At 62.1% G+C, this 21,668-nt stretch carries 12 protein-coding genes; 11 read left to right on the top strand and 1 reads right to left on the bottom strand.

Annotated features, from left to right (window positions below):
• The first annotated feature begins 90 nt into the window (after positions 1 to 90).
• From RhoBH5_RS20910 to RhoBH5_RS20895, 4 genes are read left to right on the top strand one after another with little or no spacing between them, the layout of a single operon-like run.
• Positions 91 to 1,452, top strand: coding sequence for an MFS transporter (locus RhoBH5_RS20910; protein WP_007731563.1), 1,362 nt, complete (start codon positions 91 to 93; stop codon positions 1,450 to 1,452).
• Entirely contained in the window at positions 1,452 to 2,075 is a 624-nt protein-coding gene (locus RhoBH5_RS20905) for an RBBP9/YdeN family alpha/beta hydrolase (protein WP_125050223.1), read from the top strand. Before RhoBH5_RS20910 ends, RhoBH5_RS20905 begins: the two co-directional genes overlap by 1 nt.
• Entirely contained in the window at positions 2,068 to 3,657 is a 1,590-nt protein-coding gene (locus RhoBH5_RS20900) for a long-chain-fatty-acid--CoA ligase (protein WP_125050224.1), read from the top strand. Before RhoBH5_RS20905 ends, RhoBH5_RS20900 begins: the two co-directional genes overlap by 8 nt.
• Before the next feature lie 8 nt (positions 3,658 to 3,665).
• Positions 3,666 to 4,037: a carboxymuconolactone decarboxylase family protein gene (locus tag RhoBH5_RS20895; protein WP_020905896.1), complete on the top strand. Its 372-nt coding sequence runs from the start codon at positions 3,666 to 3,668 to the stop codon at positions 4,035 to 4,037.
• A 6-nt stretch (positions 4,038 to 4,043) separates the two neighbouring features.
• Here RhoBH5_RS20895 and RhoBH5_RS20890 read toward each other — a convergent pair whose 3' ends face one another.
• On the bottom strand, positions 4,044 to 5,357 hold the full coding sequence (locus tag RhoBH5_RS20890; protein WP_270008744.1) for an ammonium transporter: 1,314 nt from the start codon (positions 5,355 to 5,357) through the stop codon (positions 4,044 to 4,046).
• Between the two features lie 162 nt (positions 5,358 to 5,519).
• Between RhoBH5_RS20890 and RhoBH5_RS20885 the strand changes: the two genes are divergently transcribed.
• From RhoBH5_RS20885 to RhoBH5_RS20855, 7 genes are all read left to right on the top strand, one after another.
• Positions 5,520 to 7,730 carry a DNA polymerase III subunit gamma and tau gene (locus RhoBH5_RS20885; RefSeq protein ID WP_270008743.1) on the top strand — a complete coding sequence of 737 codons (2,211 nt, stop codon included), beginning with the start codon at positions 5,520 to 5,522 and terminating at the stop codon, positions 7,728 to 7,730.
• 677 nt (positions 7,731 to 8,407) lie between these two features.
• The gene (locus RhoBH5_RS20880; protein WP_270008742.1) at positions 8,408 to 14,518 is read left to right on the top strand and encodes a type I polyketide synthase; all 6,111 of its coding nucleotides are present in this window, start codon (positions 8,408 to 8,410) and stop codon (positions 14,516 to 14,518) included.
• A complete protein-coding gene (locus tag RhoBH5_RS20875; protein ID WP_270008741.1) occupies positions 14,515 to 15,267 on the top strand; it encodes a hypothetical protein in 753 nt (250 codons plus the stop codon). The genes RhoBH5_RS20880 and RhoBH5_RS20875 overlap by 4 nt, the downstream gene beginning before the upstream one ends.
• Complete coding sequence (locus RhoBH5_RS20870; protein WP_270008740.1) at positions 15,240 to 16,070, top strand: thioesterase family protein; 831 nt, start codon at positions 15,240 to 15,242, stop codon at positions 16,068 to 16,070. Before RhoBH5_RS20875 ends, RhoBH5_RS20870 begins: the two co-directional genes overlap by 28 nt.
• Before the next feature lie 88 nt (positions 16,071 to 16,158).
• Positions 16,159 to 17,970, top strand: coding sequence for a multicopper oxidase family protein (locus RhoBH5_RS20865; protein ID WP_270008739.1), 1,812 nt, complete (start codon positions 16,159 to 16,161; stop codon positions 17,968 to 17,970).
• 222 nt (positions 17,971 to 18,192) lie between these two features.
• The gene (locus tag RhoBH5_RS20860; protein ID WP_007731553.1) at positions 18,193 to 19,407 is read left to right on the top strand and encodes an acetyl-CoA C-acetyltransferase; all 1,215 of its coding nucleotides are present in this window, start codon (positions 18,193 to 18,195) and stop codon (positions 19,405 to 19,407) included.
• A 45-nt stretch (positions 19,408 to 19,452) separates the two neighbouring features.
• Entirely contained in the window at positions 19,453 to 21,594 is a 2,142-nt protein-coding gene (locus RhoBH5_RS20855) for a 3-hydroxyacyl-CoA dehydrogenase NAD-binding domain-containing protein (RefSeq protein WP_270008738.1), read from the top strand.
• Positions 21,595 to 21,668 lie beyond the last annotated feature (74 nt).

Raw genomic sequence — 21,668 nt, 5'->3', positions numbered from 1 at the left:
CCCTCTCGTACAACAGTTCCGGGGGTACGAACCGCGACGGTTCGTACCCCCGAATCCCCCCGTCTACCTCGAGTACTTCCTAGGAGAGTCATGGGACTGCAAGCTCCCGCCACGCCACGTGTGGACACCGCGCTCGGAATCGGCGGACGACGAAAGTTATACCCGTGGATCGTTTTCGCCCTGGCTTTCGGTCTTCTGCTCTCGGACTACATGTCGAGGCAGGTGCTCAGTGCAGTCTTCCCGATCCTGAAAGCGGACTGGGATCTCTCCGATTCGCACCTCGCCTCCCTGAGCAGCGTGGTGGCATTGATGGTCGGGCTGTTGACGTTCCCGTTGTCGCTGCTCGCGGACCGCTGGGGCCGCGTCAAGAGCTTGATCTTGATGGCGGTGTTGTGGAGTGTCGCGACGTTGCTGTGCGCAATCGCTCAGACCTACGAACAGATGTTGGGCGCCCGGTTCCTGGTCGGTGTCGGTGAAGCGGCGTACGGCAGCGTGGGTATCGCCGTGGTCCTCAGTGTGTTTGCGCCCCGCGTGCACGCAGCTCTTGCAGGTGCCTTCATGGCCGGTGGATCGTTCGGTTCGGTCATCGGTGTGGCAATCGGTGGGTTCATCGCAGTCCAGTTCAGTTGGCGGTGGTCTTTTGCCGCCATGGCAATCTTCGGTCTGATTCTGGTCGCGCTCTTCCGTGCCCTCGTCACCGAGAAGAAGCTCACCGCTTACGCCGTCGAGGCCGCGCCGGATGCCGCCGGGGAAGCGGTGAGACACGACGGTTTTCGTGCGCCGGTGTCCTCGCTGTTCACCAATCCAGCCGTGTTGTTCGCCTACATCGGTGGTGGTCTCCAGATGTTCACCGCCGCAGTACTTCTGGCGTGGTTGCCGAGCTTCTTCAATCGTTACTACGATCTGGCCCCGGACAAGGCCGGCGTCACGGCTTCCGTGTTCGTCCTCCTGGTCGGAAGCGGGATGGTGGTCTGCGGTTTCATCACAGATAGATTCAGCCGCGACGATTCGGCGCGAAAATGGACCACCGCCATCGTCTACTGCGCCATCTCGTTGGTGACGCTGAGCATCGGGCTCCGGTTGGGCACGGGGACAGCACAACTCGTGTTGCTCGGTATCGGTGCATTCTTCTCCGCCGGTTCGTCGGGGCCGACGGCAGCTATGGTCGCGAACCTTACCCATCACTCGATTCGAGCGTCGGCCATGGGAACGCTCACCGTCGCCAACAACCTTCTCGGGCTGGCGCTCGGTCCCTTCGTTGTCGGCATCCTCGCCGATCACCTGGGTCTTCTCGGCGCTCTACAGCTTTCGCCCTTCGTCTATGTCGTCGCGGCCCTCGCGTTGGTAGCCGGCAAGCGTGCCTATCCCGCCGGGATGAGGCGGCTGGCGACGTTGCAGAATCGGCCCGAGATCCCCGGCGCCACTGAAGTAACAGACGTTCGGAGCTCATGATGAATGAATCAACTACGGTAGTAATGGTTCCCGGTCTGCGGGATCATGTCGAAGATCATTGGCAGACTCACCTCGCGCGCAGGCTCGACAACGTTCTGACGGTTCCTCCCCTCGAGACCGACAAGCTCAGCCGCGATGCGAGGGTTGCGGCATTGAACGAGGTGCTGACAAGTGTCTGCGGGCCGGTGGTCCTGGTCGGGCACAGCGCCGGAGTCATGACAGTTGCTCACTGGGCGAGGGCGCATCATCGAGAGGTTGCGGGCGCACTTCTGGTCACGCCGGCGGATCTCGAACTTCCGCTGCCCGAGTCCTATCCGTCTCTCGAAGATCTCGACCGTCACGGGTGGCTACCGATACCGCGTCAGCGTCTGCCGTTTCCAAGCACGGTCGCGGCGAGTCGGAACGATCCGCTCGCCGGGTATCGCCGAGTTGTGGGTCTGGCTGAAGGATGGGGGAGTCGGTTGCTGGATCTGGGTGAGGTCGGACATCTCAATCCGGCGTCCGGATACGGGTATTGGCCGCGGGCGGAATCGTTGGTGCGGGAACTGCTCGAGTCGGTGTCGCGCGCCGCCTCGTCTCATGCCACGGATTCCGAGGCGCAGGAGGAACACAGTCGTGCTTGATCTTGCTGCTCTGCTGGAAGATTCGGCCCGGCGATACCCGGAACGGGATGCGCTGGTTCTCGGGGAAGCGAGGCTGACGTATGCGCAGTTCGACGCCTACGCGAATCGCATCGCCCATCTGCTCGTCTCGCGGGGTGTCGAGCCAGGTGACAAGGTGGCGTTGTCCTGCCCGAACGTTCTCGAGTTCCCGATCGTCTACTACGGGATTCTCAAGGCCGGTGGCGTCGTCGTTCCTCTGAACATCCTGCTCAAGGGGCGCGAAATTGCCTATCACCTGGCTGATTCGGAAGCGAAGCTGTACTTCTGTTTCGAGGGAAGTCCCGAATTGCCGATCGCCGAGTACGCCATCGCCGGGTTCGAGCAGAGCGAGACCTGTTCGGCCCTGATCGTGATCAGCGCCGAACCGGGTGCACCGTCGTCGATCCTCGGAGTCGAGACTCTAGGCGAAGCACTGGCATCCGTGTCCGGCACGGAAACGCCTGCAGCCGCGGTTGTTCGTGAACCGACGGACACCGCGGTCATTCTCTACACCAGCGGCACTACAGGAAAGCCCAAGGGCGCCGAACTCACTCACTGCAACATGGTCTTGAATGCACTGTCGACCAACCGGTTGTTCGAGAGCGTTCCGTCCATGCATGAGCGTTATCTCCTGACTTTGCCGTTGTTCCACTCGTTCGGCCAGACAGTGACCATGAATGCGGGAATCTGCGTCGGTGCCACTTTGGTGTTGATGCCGCGCTTCGATGCGACCGCGGCACTCGAGATCATGGAACGCGAAAAGATCTCGGTCTTCGCGGGCGTCCCGACCATGTATTGGGGACTGCTCGGCGTGCTGGACGAGGTAGTGAAATCCGGGGTGGATATCGAGACCGTTGCACAGAACATGCGGTGCGCGATCTCGGGTGGCGCAGCGCTTCCCGTGGAAATATTGACACAGTTCCGGGAACGCTTCGGTGTTCAGATCCTCGAAGGGTACGGGTTGTCCGAGACCTCTCCGCTGGCCTTGTTCAGTGCCCCGGAGAGTGACCCCCGGCCCGGTTCGATCGGCGTGCCGATCTGGGGCGTCGAAGCGCGGCTTGTCGACGACTCTTGGCACACGATCGCCGGCCCCGATGAAGTGGGAGAGTTGGCCATTCGCGGGCACAACGTCATGAAGGGCTATTTCAACCGACCAGAGGCGACGGCGGAAGTCATGTGCGACGGATGGTTTCGCACCGGGGATTTGGCACGGGTCGATACCGACGGAAATTACTACATCGTCGATCGCGCGAAGGACATGATCGTGCGGGGCGGATTCAACGTCTACCCACGCGAAATCGAAGAGGTTCTGCTCACTCACCCAGCCGTCTCACTCGTCGCCGTCGTCGGGGTGCCGGACACGAGCCTCGGCGAAGAAGTTGTCGCCTACGTGATCCGAGAGCCGAGTGAAGAGATCTCCGAATCGGATCTCGTGGAATGGTCGCGGGAACAGATTGCCGCCTACAAATATCCGCGCCGCATCGAGTTCGTGCCGTCGCTGCCGATGACGGCAACCGGAAAGATTCTCAAACGTGAACTGAATCAAGCATTTTCGATGGTCTGAGGAGATCGATGACTGACGTTCGAGCAAGTGAAGCTTTTCCCGTGACCCAGGCCATGAAGGATTCGGGTGGCTGGAATCCGTTGTGGGACGGACTTTCGGAGCTGGATCCCGAGTGGACCGAGCTGTACATGAAGACAGCGATGCAGCCCTGGAACAGCGGGGTGCTGTCACCTCAGGTGATCCAGTTGCTGTGCATAGCCGTCGATGCGGCGAGCACACACATGTACGCACCCGGCGTACGACGCCATATTCGCGCCGCGCTCGACATGGGAGTGACCCCGAAGGAGATTCTCGAGGTGCTGAAACTGACCACCGTCGTCGGGATTCATTCCTGCAATGTCGGCGTTCCGATCCTGATGGAGGAAATCGCGAACCGGTGAGGGCGGTCAGTCCCGCTCGCGGTTCTCCCGTTCCTCCCGCTGACGCTGGAGGAACGGGCTCGGGTTCTGTCCGCCGATCGGACCGTGGCCGAGTACTCCGTGCTCGTAGGCCGACTCCGCGTGCAGGGCAACGTCGATTCCGCGGGCCTCGTCTTCACGCGAAATGCGGAAGCCGAAGGTCTTGTCGATGAGCTTTCCGAGACCGTAGGTCACACCGAAGGCATAGAGCGCGACCACGACGACGCCGACGAACTGCTTGCCCAACTGCGCGAATCCACCGCCGAAGAACAAACCTTCCGGACCGCCCGTCATCACGGCCGTCGCGAGGAGTCCGATCAGCAACGAGCCGACGATTCCGCCGACGAGGTGCACGCCGACGACGTCGAGGGAGTCGTCGTAGCCGAGCTTGTGCTTCCATCCCACGGCGTACGAGCAGACGATGCCGGCGATCAGACCGATGACGAGCGCACCGAACATGTTCACCGTTCCGCACGACGGGGTGATCGCGACCAGACCGGCGACGACGCCCGAAGCTGCGCCGAACGTCGTGGGGTGTCCGTCACGATTCTGCTCGACGAACAGCCAGCCGAGTAGTCCGGTGCAACCGGCGACGAGTGTGTTGAGGAAGATCTGCGAGGCCATACCGTCGGCCGCAAGGGCCGAGCCGGCGTTGAATCCGAACCAACCGAACCAGAGCAGGCCGACGCCGAGCAGGACGAACGGCAGATTGTGCGGACGCATCGACTCGGCCTTGAAACCCATCCGCTGGCCGAGGACCAGTGCCAATGCCAGACCCGACGCTCCGGACACGATTTCGACCACGAGGCCACCGGCGTAGTCGAGTGCGCCCATCTGGGCGAGCCATCCCTGCGGATTCCACACCCAGTGAGCGACGGGGACATAGACGAGCAAGGACCAGATGGGGACGAAGATCATCCAGGCGGAGAACTTCGCGCGGTCGGCGATCGCACCACTGATGAGCGCTGCAGTAAGGATTGCGAACGTCAATTGGAAGGTTGCGAACAACACTTCCGGGACATTCCCGTGCACCGTCGACGGGTCGATGCCCGCCATGCCGATGTGCTCGAGTCCGCCGATGATGCCACCGTGATCGTCGCCGAACACGAGGCTGTAGCCCACGGACAACCACGCAACCGTGACGAGTGCGATCGAGACGAAACTCATCATGATCATGTTGAGTACGCCCGTCGAGCGGACCATGCCGCCGTAGAACAGTGCGAGTCCTGGCGTCATCAGAAGTACGAGTGCAGTACTGACGAGCAACCAGGCAGTCGCTCCGGCATCGATGGTGGCGGGCACAGTTTTCTCCTCACGCACGCGGACCAGCCCGCGTGCACGGAACCCACGATGAGTGCGTGCGGTTGCCTCCGCACTGCGATTGTGTTGCGAACATGTTTCGGGAGAAGTCGGCGTTGCACCCGCACCGGACCACCTGTCGTGGGTCGCCGGTAGTCTTTGCGCGTGGCCCTGTACCGGAAGTATCGACCCGCGTCCTTCGCCGAGGTGGTGGGGCAGGAGCATGTCACCGCACCGCTCAGCACGGCCCTCGACACCGGACGCATCAACCATGCCTACCTGTTTTCCGGCCCGCGCGGCTGCGGAAAGACGTCGTCGGCGCGAATCCTGGCGCGTTCGCTGAACTGTGAGCAGGGACCGACGTCGACGCCGTGCAACGTGTGCGACTCGTGCGTTTCGCTGGGCCCGGGCGGCACAGGCAACCTGGATGTGACGGAACTCGACGCCGCAAGTCACGGTGGCGTCGACGACACCCGAGAACTCCGAGACAAGGCGTTCCACGCACCCGCCGCATCTCGCTACCGCGTCTTCATCATCGACGAGGCACATATGGTGACGGCGGCGGGTTTCAATGCGCTGCTCAAGATCGTCGAAGAGCCGCCGGAACACCTCATCTTCATCTTTGCGACGACGGAACCGGAAAAGGTTCTCCCGACCATCCGTTCGCGTACACACCATTACCCGTTCCGCCTGTTGGCGCCGTCGACCATGCGCGGACTCCTGGAAAAGATCTGCGCCCAGGAGGGCGTACCGGTCGAGCCTGCGGTGTATCCACTGGTCATCAAGGCCGGCGGCGGTTCCCCTCGTGACTCGTTGAGTGTCCTCGATCAGCTGCTCGCGGGCGCAGGAGAAGAAGGTGTCACGTATCCGCGCGCGCTCTCTCTTCTCGGAGTCACCGACGTCGCGCTCATCGACGAAGCAGTAGACGCCCTGTCTGCCAGTGACGGGGCCGCGTTGTTCGGCACTGTCGATCGCGTGATGGACGCCGGTCACGATCCACGCCGATTCGCGCTCGATCTTCTCGAGCGCCTGCGTGATCTCATCTTGATGCAGGCTGTTTCCGACGCCAGCGAACGAGGATTGGTCGACGCTCCGGAAGCGGAGCTGGTCACGATGCGTGAGCAGATTCAACGAGTCGGCCCGGCCACGCTCACCCGCTTCGCCGAAACTGTCCATGCCGGACTCAGCGAAATGCGTGGGGCGACGGCGCCGCGGCTGCTGCTCGAAGTGATGTGCGCGCGAATGCTGCTGCCGTCGGCCTCCGACACCGAGTCAGCTGTATTGCAGCGGCTGGAGCGCCTGGAACAAGGTATTCCGGCTGCCGGAGTCGCGGCTGCCCCTCGCGCGGCAGCAACGCCGGCACCGACCGTGCCGCCGCTCGAACCGGAGATTGCTTCCAAGTTCCAACGGCCCTCCCAACGTAAGGCCGAGCCTGAGGCACGGCCGGAACCAGCCGCGCCTGCTCCGGCGGCACCGCCGGTTGTGGAAGCTCCTGTCGTAGAACCTCCGGTAGCGGCAGTTCCCGTGGTCGAGCCTCCCACCGTCGAGATCGTGGAACCGCCGGTTGCTGAAGCTCCAGTGGTTGAAGCTCCGGTTGCCGAAGCTCCAATAGTTGAAGCTCCTGTGGTTGAACCACCGGCCCCTGCTCCTGTCGAAGCGGAAGAGCTGATCGGGCTTGCCGAGCCGGAACCCGACTACGAGCCCGAGCCCGAGTTCGACGAGCCGGCGGTTGCCGAAGCTGCGCCGGTCTCGGCAGGCCCCACAGTCGAGACTCTCCGTGAATCGTGGAACACCTTGCGCAACAAGGTCGGTGAACGAAACAAGGTTCTTCCGGCCATGCTGTCCGCTGCGACGGTTCACGACGTGCGTGGACATGTCGTTGTCATCGCTCACGGCTCACCGGTCCTGGGTGCTCGTGTGACGCAACCGCACAACGCGGCGGTCATTTGCGAGGTCCTTGCCGAAATGTTCGGTGGCACTTGGCAAGTCGAGTATCAAGAAGGTGCGCCTACAGCGCCGACAGTATCGAGCGCAACCAAGGCGACGGAAGCTCCGAGCCGCCCTGCCGCTGCGCCCCGCTTCTCGCGCCCCAGCCAGGAGCGCGCAGCGCAGCAGCCCAAGGCCCCGCAGCCCCAGCGCGGAGATTCGGACGACATTCCGCCGCCCGAGGCCCCCGACTATCCGGAAGACCCTGGACCGGCCCCTGCTCCTGAGGTCGACTACGAGGCAACTCCTCCGCCTGCAACGCCGGAGGACGAGGACGAGATGTTTGCGGAGGCGGCGGAGCCCGCTGATCCGACTGCCAGACGTGATCCCGAGGATGTTGCAAAGGAACTCCTCAAGGACGTCCTCGGAGCTCGCCGCCTCGAAAGCTGAGTTGCCGTCTCGGTCCGTGTGCGTGAAACAGCTGTCGGAATCCAGCTGCACCACTGTGTGATCGAATTGTTATAAGTGCCGTTCCCTTTGTGCGCGCGCGTCTCGAAAGCGCACCGGCTCGGCCTCGCAAAGCTGAATTGTATGTGGCTGGTTTGCTGGCACATTCGTTCGCTCAGTTCCGGTGTAACGAAACGTCGATTCGGACGATGGTCGCCGAAGAATATCTGGAATTTCTCGTTGTCTGATGGGCATTCGAGTGCTGCTGTTAAATTTCGGTGTGTCACGAATGTTCAGATTGATAGTTGTCGGATGTTTGTTTTGCGGGGATCGACCAATTTGGGACATTCGGCGAATTGGCCACATATTCGGCATTGCGGCATTTCGGTGCATATTCAACTGAATATTTGCCGATCGCGAGAAAATGGCGACCGTGAAACCGGGATCCGGTACGGATGTTCAAGCAGGAGCATGACCGGTTACGAAGCAAATAAGTAACTCCGAGTTACAGCTAACTCTCGATTGCTGTCAAATTGCTGAGACACGTTCATTGCGCCGAACAACCTTTGTTATTTGTTTATGCCTTGAGGTGAATCTGCGTTTTACACACCGATGAGGGCGTGGTTAGTCTTCGGTCGATTGAGTCTCCCGTGGATGCGCGCGAAAATAGGAAGTGTAAGATGACTGAAGATTCAACTAATCCTGCGATTGCGATAGTCGGGATGAGCATGTGGTCCCCCGGTGCACATGATCTGCAAGGATTTTGGGAGAACGTCCTCGCGCGTCGGATGCAATTCCGAAAGTTTCCGGAGTCACGGATGTCCCTCGACGACTACTGGAGCGCGAGCCCTGACGACGTCGACAAGACATACGCCGATCGCGGCGCGTTCATGGATGGTTTCGAATTCGACTGGGTCGGTCGCCGGATACCGGAGCGGACCTTCAAGTCGACAGATCTCACACACTGGTTGGCTCTGGAAACAGCACTCGGGGCTTTGACCGACGCGGGCTACAGCCGAGGATCGGTACCCACTGGACGCAGCGCCGCAATCGTCGGCAACTCCCTCACCGGTGAAGAATCCCGGATGTGGTCGATGCGTTTGCGTTGGCCTTACGTCAAGCGCGCACTCGCTGTGGCAGCCGAAGCGCGCCAGTTGGACAGTTCCGTCGCCGATGCTCTCGCCGAGACGATGGAAGAGGTCTACAAGGGCCCATTGGTGGAGCCGAGTGAAGACACTCTCGCCGGCATGTTGTCGAATACGATTGCCGGCCGGATCTGCAATTATCTCGACTTCAACGGCGGCGGGTACGTCGTGGACGGTGCGTGCGCGTCCGGAATGCTCGCGGTGGCGACTGCAGCCGAAAAGCTGGCGTCCGGCGCGGCCGACTTCGTCTTGGCAGGGGGAGTCGACGTCAGCTTGGATCCTTTGGAACTGGTGGGATTCGCCCGTTTGGGTGCACTGACCCGTGGCGACATGAACGTGTACGACGCAAGCCGAAGCGGATTCATCCCGGGTGAAGGTTGCGGATTCGTGGCCTTGAAACGACTCGAGGACGCCAGGGCGGACGGCGACTACGTGTACGCGACGATTCGCGGCTGGGGCATCTCCACCGATGGCAAGGGTGGAATCACCAAGCCCCGCGCCGAAACTCAGGCCGAGATGATCCGTCGCGCATACTCGCGAGCGGGATTCGCGGCCAGCGAGGTTGCCTTCGTCGAAGGACACGGAACTGGTACTCCCGTCGGAGACCCCGTCGAACTGGCCGGCGTCCAGCAGGCCGCTCAGACGGACGGGCCCGTCGAGGCTCGTAGCATCGGCATGACGTCACTGAAGTCGTTGATCGGGCACACGAAGGCGGCGTCGGGCATCCTTGCGCTGATCAAGGCGACCATGGCCGTCAATCAACGAATCCTTCCGCCGCTCGCCGGTTGCACCGACCCGAACCCGGCGTTCGGAACCGAAGCGCCGGCACTCTTTCCGCTCGTCAACGGTGAGATCAGAGATCCGTCCGAGAAGATGCGTGCCGGTGCGCAAGCCATGGGTTTCGGCGGTATCAACTGCCACGTCGCGATCGAATCGGCTGATGCACCATCCAGCAAGCTGACACCCTCGCAAGACGTCCGCACGATGATGGCGTCGTATCAGGCCACCGAGGTTTTCGTACTTTCTGCAGATTCCGCGGTGGACTTGGCGACCCGAGCGCGGGATGTTGCAGATCTGGCGGTTCCGTTGAGTGTTGCCGAGCTGCTGGACTTTTCGGCGAAACTCTCTCGAGTGATCTCGCCGACCGCGCCCTTCCGTGCCGCAGTGGTGGCCGGACGTCCCGCGCAGTTGGCCGAACGCATGCGTCAGCTTGCCGTGATCTGCGAGAACTCCGCTCCTGCATCCGGCCAGGTGAAGGTCGTGAGCAACGAGATCTCGATCTCGAACGCCGTCCACCACGACATCGGATTCCTGTTCCCTGGACAGGGATCCCAACAACTAGAGATGGCGCGCGTGCTGATCGAGCGCTTCGAGTGGGCACGCGAACTGGCGACCGAGGCGGACGGCTGGTTGGAGGGAGTTGGAGCGGAGGCGATCACGCCTCGAATTCTGCGGAACCCGGTCAAGAGCGCTGACGCTGCGGAATTGGCGAAGTGGAAGCGGGATCTCGCCCAGACGCAGTTCACCCAGCCTGCCGTCGCTTTGGCTTCGCTGCTCTGGTTCGAGTACCTCCGCCGATTGGGTGTCACACCCAGTGCTGTCGCCGGCCACAGTCTCGGCGAGTTGACCGCGCTCTACGCGGCAGGAGCTTACGACCAGAAGACGCTGATCACCTTGGCTGCGGCGAAGGGTGCGGCCATGGCTGTCAGTGGTGGTGGAAACGGCGCGATGGCGAGCCTGACCTGCGACCGATCGACGGCTGAGGCGATCATCGCGGAAACAAAGGGTTACGCGACCGTCGCGAATCTGAATACGCCTACACAGACCGTGGTTTCGGGCACCAAAGACGCGGTCGACGATGTGGTTGCCATCGCGAAGACGCGCGGAGTGTCGGCTCAGGCGCTTGCCGTGTCGAATGCTTTCCACTCCGAGATGATGAACGAGGCCGAGCGGGAGCTGAAGTCCACTGCGCCCGTTGACGAGCAAGTCGATTCGCTGACTTGCCCCGTGTATTCCTGCGTCGAAGGGAAACGCGTACAGACGCCACTGGCACTTCGCGAATTGGTCACCAAACAGGTTGTCTCACCGGTCGACTGGGTCAAGACGGTAAGTGGAATCTCGCAGGACGTGGACCTGCTCGTCGAGGTCGGTCCTGGCCGTGTGCTGACCGGGCTCACCAAGGCGATCAATGGGACCGACGGCGTGCGCTGCTTCCCCGTTGCGTCCAAGTCCGGACGCGACGAGGACTTCAATGTCGCACTGGCCGCGATGTACGTACACGGCGCTCAGGTCCGATGGAACGAACTTTTCGACGGCCGGTTCGTGCGCGAATTCGTTCCTGCCGATCAGAAGGTGTTCATCGAGAACCTGGCCGAGGCGAAGCTGACGGTTACCTCTGCTCCCGAACCGCTCGCACTTGGTACGTCCGGCGGGGATCCGGCTGCGGCGCTGGCCGATTACCTGAGCCGACGCGGGACCTTCCTCGTCGACGTGATTCGTGCTGATGTAGGCAGTGGAGCGACTTCTCCGTCTTCTCCATCTGCTCCGACTTCGCGGGCAGTCACTAACGGCCACGAATCCGTAGCAGCGAAAGCTCCTTCGCCGGTTTCGGCTCCGGTAGTCGAAGAGCCGGCTGACGCGGGCGCTGGGTCCGTGGAAAGTGAGCTGATCAGGATCCTCGCCGATACGACGGGATTCCCCGCCGAGTCGATCAGAACGGATCTGCGTCTGCTCGATGATCTGAATCTCGACTCGATCAGTGCGGCAGAGGCTATTTCGAAGGTTGCGCATCAGTTCGAGGTTGTCGACCTCGACCCTGCCGAGTTGGCCAATGCCACGATCGGAGAAGCAGCATCGCTGATCCTTGCGGCATCACCGAATCCCGGTTCCGCCGTTCCAGCAGCGAGTTCGGTGCAGTCGGACGTGTCGCGAATACTGCTCGAGGTAATCGCGGAGGACACCGGATTTCCGGTGGAGTCTCTCGATGTGGATCTCCACCTGCTCGACGACCTGAACATGGACTCGATCAAGGCTGCCGATGCGATAGCAACTGTGGCAACGCGATTGGGTGTTCAGGGTGATCTGGATCCGGCCGAACTCGTCAACGTCAGCCTGGGTGAACTCATCGAAGTGCTCGATCGATCCGCGAAAGAGAAGTCGGGGCAGCAGCAGCCGGTTGCGCGGGCGCTGCCGGTGAAGGCAAAGGGTCTATCAGCCGACAGCTTCACCTGGGTTCGCGATTACACCCTGGAAAAGGTTCGGAGCGAGACAGCGTTGCACGGAGTCCGAGACCTCACGGACACGACGTTTGTCGTCATCGGTGACGACGCCGGTTTGGTCGGAAGGTTGGAATCCGAACTGGGAGGGCGTGGTGCTCAGGTCGACATTCGCACATTCTCCGACGGCGCTCCTGCGAATGCACAGCACGTGGTTGCCGTAATGCCGCGTGTGACCGATGATTCCGTCACCGAAATCGGCTTGCGCCGTGGGATCGAACACATGTACAAGATGGTTCCGGCGCAGCAAAGTGGAGGCGCACGAACCACATTGGCAGTGATTCAGTTCACCGATGTCGAGTTGGGCAATCCGGCGCCGGTATCGAGTGCGGCGGCTTTTGCCGCTTCGGTGCATCACGAGCGCCCCGAACTGGATGTCCGCGTCATAGGATTCGACGGCTCGACTGCGGACGCGGTGGTGGCAACCACCGTCGTCTCCGAGTTGGATTCGGTTGCATCCTATGTGTTCGCGACTTACGGCACCGAGATGGGACGCACGGCACTGCAACCGCGGGTTCTCGCCTCGAGCGACTACACCGTCCGCGAGAGCGGGTTGGGGAGTTCGGATGTAGTGGTCGTGACCGGTGGCGCGAAAGGCATCATGGCGCAATGCGCTCTGGCTCTCGGTCGAAAGACAGGCGCCGAACTAGTGCTGATCGGAAGCTCTCAGCGACAAGCGGGTGACGAAATCGCTTCCACTCTTGCGGACTTCACGTCTGCCGGATTGAGCGCTCACTACTATCGCTGCAACGTCACGGATGCTGCGGCGGTGGCCGGCGTCGTCGCCCAGATCGAGGTCGAGGTTGGGCCGATCACCGGGTTTGTCCACGGTGCGGGGGCGAATGTTCCGCGGCGGTTCGAGAGAGTCGACAGCGCTGCGGCTTTCAAGGAGGTTGCACCTAAGGTCCTGGGCGCAGCCAACTTCGTCGAAGCGCTCGCTGATCGTGACCTGAAGCTGTTCGTGGGCTTCTCTTCCATCATCGGATTCACAGGTATGCCCGGAAACAGTTGGTATGCATACGGAAACGAGCTTCTCGACGAAATGGTGGTGCGGTATGCCGCCGGGCACCCGAAGACTCGGACGTTCTCGCTCGCGTACAGCGTGTGGGGGGAGACCGGCATGGGCGCCCGCATGGGCAGTGTCAACCACCTCGCGAAGATGGGTGTCATGCCGATTTCCACGGCTGCGGGAGTGGATCATTTCCTTCGCCTGGTCGACAGCGGACCCGAGGCGAGTCGTATCGTCGTGACCAGTCGACTCGGCGGTCTCGACACCTGGGCGCCGGCAGCACCGGCTCTGCCGGCGGTGTCGCGCTACATCGACCAAGTGGTGACATTCGAGCCGCAGGTAGAACTGGTGACCCGGACGACGTTGTCCACCTCGGCGGATCCCTTTGTCCTCGATCATGTCTGGAAGGGATCGGCGCTGCTTCCGACGGTGTTCGGGCTCGAGGCGATGTCGCAGGCGGCGGCCTATGTCACCGGACGCGTGACTCTGGGCCGCGTCCGCATCGACGACATCAAGCTGGATCGACCGATCGTCGTCGACACGGTCGAGGGCACCAGAGTCGAGATCAAGGCAAGCGTCGTGGAGCAGGATCGTGATGCTGCAGGAACGCGGGTGCATGTCACGATCGGCACCGAACGGACCGGGTACGGACGGCCCCATTTCTCGGCCGACTTCATCTTCGGGCTGGACGAAACACTGCCGGAGTTCGAGAAGGAGTTGCCGCGACCGGTGCTCGACATCGATCCGTTGGACGATCTCTACTCGTGGTTGCTGTTCCAGGAGGGCGATTTCCGCCGACTCGAAGAGATCTCGAGCCTCGATTCCGAGCACATTCTCTTCAGCGCTATTTCGCGAGCCGACCGTAAGCAGCACCTCCTCGGTGATCCCTACTTCCTCGATTCCCTGCTCCAATCGGGTCAGATCATGGTTCCGCGGGAGATCTGCCTTCCGGTCAACATTGCGCGAATCGACATGTACGACGGACGATTCGAGGCTCGTTCGTTCACCGCGTACGCCTACGACAAGGTGCAGACAGAGACCCACATGCAAGCCGACGTGGCGGTGGTGAAGGACGGACGAGTGGTGATGCAGCTCGAGGGATATCGCTCCCAGATTCTCTCCCACGACGAAAGCCGTCCTACAGCTGAGGAAATCGCGGATCCGACTGCGCGCGACGCACAGATCATTCTCGACAAGCTCGCGCAACACAGCCGGGCGTTGGGAGTGAAGAGCCCGCGGGTTGTGGTCGCGCATACCCCGGGGATTCACGAGTTGACCAAGTCGGAACGCCACGAGCAGGAGAAACCGATCGCCGAGGCGGCCGTGAACATTCATCTCGATGAGGATGTGGTGATCAAATGAGTAATGCCTTTGCCATCGAATGGCAGGAAACCGGAAAGCCCGTCGTCGTCGGTGATATTCCGCCCTCTGTGGATGTCTCGCTCTCGCACGACGGCAGCAAGTCACTCAGTTCGGCCGGCGACTGGCCTCAGGGGTGTGACATCGAACCGATTCGCTCCCGAACCGCCGTGCAGTGGAAGGCGCTTCTGGGTTCGGCGCGGATTCCGCTGCTGGACGAGTTGATCGCAGGCGGCGAATCACTCGATCGTGCGGGAACCAGGCTGTGGGCGGCGGCCGAGGCGATCCGAAAGGCCGCGGGGCAGATGTCGGTTTCTCTGGCGATGGGCGCCAGGGAGGACGACGCAGTGACCTTCCGCGGCGGCGCAGAGGGAAGCGTGGTGGTTCTGACTTTTCCAGCTCTGTTGACGGACAACGAGGAGCGGATTCTCGCGTTTGTGACTCATGAGGAGGATGCGGAGGAACCGGCGCAGGACCCGGCACCGCAGTTCGACTCCGGACCGTTGTCGGCGAAGTCTCTCGCGCAGTTCGATCCGATGGCCTACGGCTCCGACGTGCATGTGGTGGCCCGGAGCGGCTATCCGGCGGTGTCGATCCGGTTCCCCGTCGGGTTCCGGGACGCGTGCAACGTCGGTGGATCAGTGGGGTTCGCGAGCTTCGCGCTGTGTTGGGCGCTTTGCGAGAGAGGGGAACCGGACCGATCTCGAAGCAGATCGTGGAGGACATGGCGACGGGTCGTTGGGGCATGGTGACCAACAACTCCGAGGTGTTCATCGATGCGAACCTGTACACCGACGACATTGTCGAGGGGACGATCTGGATCACCGAGCTCACCGGTCCGGATCGGGCAACCACCAATCTGCATGTCGAATGGTGCCGGGTCGACGGCGAGACGCGCACTCACATCGGGTGGAGTGCGATGCAGACGACGTGGGTGGAAATCCTCTCCCACGGTGTGGTGGCGGCACGGCCGATGCCGCAGTACTTCCACGATTTCATCGAGCCGATGACGATTCCGACGGGGACGAAGAACATCGCTGTTCCCACCGAACCGAAGAACGTCGATCGTGGTTCCGTGATCCGCTCGGCTCCGATGGTGCCGCGCAATCCGTACCTGCTCGAATCCGAGGTGTTCTCGACGACGTTGCAGGACGGAAACGTCGTGGGAAACATCTACTTCGGCAACTATTACATCTGGCAGTCGAGGGTTCGGGAAAAGTTCCTGGTCCGTTCTCAGCGTGAGGCCATGGCGGCCAGAGGCGCTCTCGGGGAACTTCGTTGTGTGCACACCAGGGTTGAGCATCTGCGCGAGGTCATGCCGTTCGACGACGTCCTGGTCACGATGTCCTTGTCTGCCCTCTACGAGAGGGGGATCGACCTCGAGTTCGAGTACTTCAAGGTCAATGAGGACGGATCACGGGAGAAGCTCGCGATCGCTCGGCACAGAACTGTCTGGACGATGCCGGGCGCTCCGGGAGAACTGGAAATCTCTCCGCCGTCGAAACTTCCACAGTCGCTGATCGATTCGGTGCTGGAGGCGATCGACGGAAAGTAGACGGGGGATTTTCCGAGATCGAAGTGGAGAGACGGGTTGCGTTTTCCTTGCCGGAGAACGCAACCCGTTTCGATGGGGAGGGGCATGTATGGGTATCGGGGTTTCCAGAAGATCGGTTCTGAAAGGGTCGGTAGTCGGCACAGCGGCTGTTGCTTTGGGCGCAAAGGCAGGTGCTGCTCCGGCGGGGAGTGTGGATATCGAGTCTCCGTTGATTTTTCATTCGCCGGAGTTCGAGCCGTTCTGTGACGAACTACATTCGTTGTCAACGCTTTCCGGAAACGAGATCACACTGACAGCGCAAGTGGGGCAACATGCCTTTCATCGGGATTTTCCCCCGTCCCCAGCACTGTCGTACCGCAGCGGAGAGATCGGTGGCGGTTATCTGGGCCCTACCGTCGAGGCGCATTCCGGCGAGCCGATCATGTTGACGTTCGAGAACGATCTGACCGGACATCCGTTGGCAGCGGACATGGATATGACGCTGCACGGAATGCAGGCCGACTTTCGTGCGCACCCGCCGACGTCGTTGCACTTGCACGGAGGAGTCACTTCACCTGAGAGCGACGGCCACCCGGAACTGCTGGTGATGCCGGGACAGGCTGCGATGCATCACTTTTTGCACGGTCAGGAAGCCGCCCACCTCTGGTATCACGATCATGCGATGGGCATCACCCGGCTCAACGTCTACGCCGGTCTGATCGGCAACTATCTGATCAGGGATGAATTCGACACCGGCAAACTGGGAAATCCGTTGGGGTTGCCGGCCGAGGAATTCGAGATCCCGTTGATCCTGCAGGAGAAGATCTTCACGCCGACAGGCGCCCAGAACGGCCGATCCACCATCTTGATCCCGGAAGGATCGTGGGAAGGCGGCGCGGTGGGCGACGTCGGCTTGGTCAACGGCAAGGTGTGGCCGGAACTGTCTGTGGCTCGGGGCCTTTACCGCTTCCGCATCGTCAATGCGTCGTCGGCAAGTGTGTGGAATCTTCACTTCTCGAACATGATGACGTTCTGGGTCATCGGCAACGACGCCGGAATGCTCGACGCGCCCGTCGCGGTCAATGCCTTCCGCTGCGCACCGGGGGAGCGGTACGACCTCCTCGTCGATTTCACCGGACTGTCGGAGGGTTCGACGGTGGAGCTTCGCAACGACGAGGCGCCCCCGCTACCCGCCGCTGTCATCGGTGAAGTGACGATGCCGCTGTTCTGCCGGTTCCGCGGTGACGCCAGGCGCGGATTCACCGGTGGTGTTCCGTCGCAACTGCGCGGTGGGCGCCGGCAACGTGACGTTCTCGCCCCGTTGGAGCAGCCGACGGTAATTCGCACGGTGACGGTGAGCCAGCAACTGGAACTGCGGAATCCACCGGCTCAGATGACGCTGAACAACCTGACGTTCAGCACCACGGACGTCGAGAGGCCGCGGCAAGGCACCGTCGAGCAGTGGAACATCGTCAACACCACGCCGGACCCGCATCCGATACACCTGCACCTGGTGAATTTCCGGATTCTCGGCAGAACACCGATGCGGACGCTGGAGTACTTGATCCGACATCCGCAGCCGGTGATCGGCAACAAGTGGACTCCGTCGCCCGAAGGGTTCGAGGCGGGGCCGATGATCGCGCCGGCGCCGTGGGAAGCGGGAATGAAGGACACCGTCAGGGTGGACGGCGGCACCGTCACCCGGATCATCGTGCGATTCCCCACCGCGGATGAGCTGGGTTTCGATCCCGACGCGATGTTCGATCGTCTTCCGAGCGGTGTGATGACGGGTAGTGGGATGACGGGCGGTGGGCGCCACGATATGGCTGATTCTGGTCGACTCCAGGGATACGTGTGGCATTGCCATCTACTCGATCACGAAGATCACGACATGATGTTGCCGTATCGCATCGTGCCGTGAGTGCTTCCGGGGGCGCACCCGAAATGAACCGAAGCGGGCAGGCGTTCGCGCACCTGATCACCTCGGTCACCTAGCAGGATCGCTTCGGTCCTTCCCATGAATTTGGAACACGTTCTACAGTGAAAGGGCTGAGGTCTGTACCTCGGCCATGCGTCACCACCGAAGGTGGCGCGGACGATCTGCAGACCGGTTCGACGAATTACACGGAAGGAACACCTCACAGTGACCACAGAGGCATTCATTTATGAAGCCATCCGTACCCCGCGAGGCCGCGGCAAGAAGACCGGGTCGTTGCACTCGGTCAAGCCGATCTCGCTGGTCACGGGTCTGATCCAGGAACTGCGCGTGCGCTTTCCCGACCTCGACGAGGACCGGATCTCCGACCTCATCCTGGGCGTCGTCACCCCCGTTGGCGATCAGGGAATGGACATCGCCCGCGTTGCAGTCAACGATGCGGGACTGCCCGACACCGTCGGCGGCGTTCAGCTCAACCGTTTTTGCGCTTCCGGCCTCGAGGCCGTGAACATGGCTGCTCAGAAGGTTCGGTCCGGCTGGGACGAACTGGTGATCGCCGGTGGCGTCGAGTCGATGTCCCGCGTTCCGATGGGATCCGACGGTGGACCGTGGGCACTCGACCCCGCCACCAACTACGACAACTACTTCGTGCCGCAGGGCGTCGGCGCAGACCTCATCGCCACCATCGAGGGCTTCTCGCGTGACGACGTCGACGCATACGCCGTGCGCTCGCAGGACCTCGCCGCCAAGGCGTGGACCGGCGGATACTTCGCCAAGTCGGTAGTGCCGGTCAAGGACATCAACGGCATCACCATCCTCGACAACGACGAGCACATGCGTCCGGGCACCACGGCAGAGAACCTCGCCGGATTGGCTCCCGCGTTCGGTGTGATCGGTGAAATAGGCGGATTCGACGCCGTGTCGCTGCAGAAGTACCACTGGGTCGAGAAGATCAACCACGTTCACCACGGCGGCAACAGCTCGGGAATCGTCGACGGCGCTGCCCTCGTGCTCGTCGGTAGCGAGCAGGCCGGCAAGGACATGGGTCTGACGCCGCGCGCTCGCGTCGTCGCCACCGCCACCAGCGGCGCCGACTCCACCATCATGCTCACCGGCCCGACGCCGGCGTCGAAGAAGGTTCTGGCAGCTGCCGGCCTGACAGTCGACGACATCGACCTCTTCGAGATCAACGAGGCATTCGCTTCCGTCGTCCTGAAGTTCCAGAAGGACCTGAACATCCCGGACGAGAAGCTCAACGTCAACGGTGGCGCGATCGCCATGGGTCACCCGCTCGGTGCAACCGGCGCGATGATCACCGGAACGATGGTCGACGAGCTCGAGCGTCGTGGCGGCAAGCGCGCCCTCATCACCCTGTGCATCGGCGGCGGTATGGGCGTTGCCACCATCATCGAGCGCGTCTGACGCGGCGTCCGTCCTTCCAACGAGGCTTACCAGGAGTCAAGCAAAGTGACTGATCAGAACATCATCAACTGGGACCAGGACGCCGACGGCATCGTCGTGCTCACCATCAACGATCCCAACCAGGGCGCAAACACCATGAACGACGCGTACATCGCGTCGATGAAGGCCACCGTCGACCGTCTGGTCGCCGAGAAGGACTCCATCACCGGTGCCGTCATCACTTCCGGCAAGAAGACCTTCTTCGCCGGTGGCGACCTCAAGAACATGATCAAGGTCGGCCCCGAGCAGGCCGAGGAGATCTACAACCACAGCGTCGAGATCAAGGCAGACCTGCGTCGTCTCGAAACTCTCGGCAAGCCGGTCGTCGCCGCCATCAACGGTGCGGCGCTCGGCGGTGGCCTCGAGATCGCTCTCGCGACCCACCACCGCATCGCGGCAGACGTCAAGGGCGTCAAGATCGGCCTGCCCGAGGTCACCCTCGGCCTGCTGCCCGGCGGCGGCGGCGTCGTGCGTACCGTGCGGATGCTCGGCCTGCAGAACGCGCTCATGGGCGTCCTGCTCCAGGGGCAGCAGCGTGGACCCGTTCAGGCCAAGGAAGTCGGCCTCATCGACGAGGTCGTCGGCTCGGTAGAGGAGCTGGTTCCGGCTGCGAAGGCATGGATCAAGGCCAACCCCGAAGGCGGCGTTCAGCCGTGGGATGTCAAGGGCTACAAGATCCCTGGCGGAACTCCGTCCACTCCGGCATTCGCTGCCAACCTTCCGGCGTTCCCCGCGAACCTGCGTAAGCAGCTCAAGGGCGCTCCGATGCCGGCTCCGCGCGCCATCATGGCCGCAGCCGTCGAGGGTTCGCAGGTCGACATCGACAACGCGCTGCTCATCGAGGCTCGCTACTTCACCTCGCTGGTGACCGGCCGCGTCGCGAAGAACATGATCCAGGCGTTCTTCTTCGACCTGCAGTCGATCAACGGCGGCGGTTCACGTCCGGCAGGCATCGAGAAGTCCACCATCAAGAAGGTCGGTGTCCTCGGCGCGGGCATGATGGGCGCGGGCATCGCGTACGTCTCCGCCAAGGCAGGCTTCGACGTCGTCCTCAAGGACGTCAGCATCGAGGCTGCCAACAAGGGCAAGGCGTACGCCGAAGGCATTGAGGCCAAGGCACTCTCGCGCGGCAAGACCACGCAGGAGAAGTCCGACGCACTCCTTGCCAAGATCACCCCGACGTCTGACCCGGCAGATTTCGCCGGCGTCGACTTCGTCATCGAAGCAGTGTTCGAGAGCCAGGAACTCAAGCACAAGGTGTTCCAGGAGATCGAGGACATCGTCGATCCCAAGGCACTGCTGGGCTCGAACACCTCGACGCTGCCCATCACGGGTCTCGCCACCGGCGTGAAGCGTCAGGAAGACTTCATCGGCATCCACTTCTTCTCGCCCGTCGACAAGATGCCGCTGGTGGAGATCATCCGCGGTGAGAAGACTTCCGACGAGACTCTGGCTCGCGTGTTCGACTACGTCCAGGCGATCCGCAAGACGCCGATCGTGGTCAACGACTCGCGTGGCTTCTTCACCTCGCGTGTCATCGGAACCTTCATCAACGAGGCCATCGGCATGCTCGCCGAGGGCGTCGAGCCTGCCACCATCGAGCAGGCCGGTATGCAGGCCGGTTACCCGGCTGCGCCGCTTCAGCTTTCGGATGAGCTCAACCTCACCCTCATGCAGAAGATCCGCAAGGAATCTGCCGACGCCGCCAAGGCCGAAGGCAAGGAACTGCCGGCAGATCCGGCCGGCGAGGTCATCAACACCCTCGTCGAGAAGTTCGATCGTAAGGGCAAGCTCGGTGGAGCCGGCTTCTACGATTACGCAGAGGGCAAGCGCACCGGCCTGTGGTCCGGACTCCGCGAGAACTTCAACTCCGGAACCTCCGACGCCCCGATCCAGGACCTCATCGACCGCATGCTGTTCATCGAGGCGATCGAGACGCAGAAGTGCTTCGACGAGAACGTCCTGATCACCACGGCGGACGCCAACATCGGCTCCATCATGGGCATCGGATTCCCGGCCTGGACCGGTGGCGTTCACCAGTTCATCGTCGGTTACGAGGGCGGCACGGCCGGCTTCGTCGCTCGTGCAAAGGAACTCGCTGCGCAGTACGGCCCGCGGTTCACCCCGCCGGCTTCGCTAGGGGCATAGCCCCCGTGCGCCTTTTTGGTAGTTACGGCTACCAAAAAGGCGCACAGGGGTTCATCCCCAGCTGGTGAGTTATC

The sequence above is a fragment of the Rhodococcus sp. BH5 genome (genome assembly GCF_027583855.1).
In the GTDB taxonomy this organism is placed as follows: domain Bacteria; phylum Actinomycetota; class Actinomycetes; order Mycobacteriales; family Mycobacteriaceae; genus Rhodococcus_F; species Rhodococcus_F qingshengii.
This window is presented reverse-complemented; position numbering and strand designations above follow the sequence as displayed.

Excerpts from the sequence above, each read along its gene's own strand:
- RhoBH5_RS20910 (WP_007731563.1), top strand. The coding sequence starts at position 91 with ATGGGACTGCAAGCTCCCGCCACGCCACGTGTGGACACCGCGCTCGGA.
- RhoBH5_RS20905 (WP_125050223.1), top strand. The coding sequence starts at position 1,452 with ATGAATGAATCAACTACGGTAGTAATGGTTCCCGGTCTGCGGGATCAT.
- RhoBH5_RS20895 (WP_020905896.1), top strand. The coding sequence starts at position 3,666 with ATGACTGACGTTCGAGCAAGTGAAGCTTTTCCCGTGACCCAGGCCATG.
- RhoBH5_RS20880 (WP_270008742.1), top strand. The coding sequence starts at position 8,408 with ATGACTGAAGATTCAACTAATCCTGCGATTGCGATAGTCGGGATGAGC.
- RhoBH5_RS20875 (WP_270008741.1), top strand. The coding sequence starts at position 14,515 with ATGAGTAATGCCTTTGCCATCGAATGGCAGGAAACCGGAAAGCCCGTC.
- RhoBH5_RS20870 (WP_270008740.1), top strand. The coding sequence starts at position 15,240 with ATGGCGACGGGTCGTTGGGGCATGGTGACCAACAACTCCGAGGTGTTC.
- RhoBH5_RS20865 (WP_270008739.1), top strand. The coding sequence starts at position 16,159 with ATGGGTATCGGGGTTTCCAGAAGATCGGTTCTGAAAGGGTCGGTAGTC.